Below are 1,019 nucleotides of genomic sequence, written 5' to 3'. Positions count from 1 at the left end.
AGGGATCTTACGAGCCACTAAAATATAGTCTTTTTTCTTTTTTGGAGATGCAAAGATCTTGCAAATATTGAATTTTAAGAAAGTAAGCCAGAATAAAAATTTTAAAATACATGGAGTTAAATCATTATATTTTTGAATTTTTGTTCTAATTTAGCTTTAAAAGCCAACATTGATTATTCGCTATATATTTAAAATGCACTGATTGACTGCGTCGAAGGCACAATAAAAAAACACCTAAACAGTGCTTTTTTAAATCTCTATTCGCTTATTACTCGACAAAATAATGTGCTGCAAAGTGGGCATCATTACCAATGATGTCATAACAATCTTCACGAATAGACATGCCTGCACATTGATGTCCAACCATCCATAAACCAAGAGTAGGTAGTTGTCCTGAAAATAATGGGGTGTCTACCCATTTCTGTACGACATAACCATATTTGTCATAGTCATCAAAATAAAAGCTACCAGAAGCCGCGCCTTGGTCATGGCCGTCTTGTAAAACCCGAATATTGGCCCCTTCCCTTGCCAAAATCGGCTTTTTCACCCATTTGCCAGACAAACTTTGTTGCGAGTCATAGGTATGGGTTTCGACCAATAATGGATGATTGGGATAACACTTCCAAAGCTCAACCAGAATCGCTTTATTTGAAAGTAGCATTTTCCAGCAAGGTTCAATCCACTGTGTTTGTGGGTGGATATATTGAGAAAATGCTTCTTCCCAGATCCATTCCCATGGATAAAGTTTAAATATGTTTTGAATGGGCTGATTATGGAGATCAACAAAATCTTGCCCGTTCCAACCTATGTTCTCCATAGAAAGCTCGGAAACTTGTAGATGAGCTTGGTAAGCGGTATCCATCAAATACTCGAGATTGCCCCAGTCGTCCCTTCCAGCTTCCTGACAGGCAGCAAAATGCACATGGCTACCACGCGGTAAAATTGTCTTCCAGTGTTTAATCAGATCTTCATGAATGCTATTGAATTGGTCTCGGTTTGCAATGCCCAAGACTTGTTCT

The 1,019-nt window shown here is 38.4% G+C and carries 1 protein-coding gene; it reads right to left on the bottom strand.

Annotation, left to right across the window (positions count from 1 at the left end):
• Positions 1-268: 268 nt before the first annotated feature.
• Positions 269-1,019, bottom strand: a 751-nt coding sequence (locus VXQ92_RS21355; RefSeq protein WP_416683105.1) for a glutathionylspermidine synthase family protein, incomplete at its 5' end; no start/stop codon positions are given.

It is taken from the genome of Acinetobacter sp. 228, from assembly GCF_048147885.1.
Note: the sequence above shows the minus strand (reverse complement) of the source record. Positions and strands in the feature narration are given on the sequence as shown.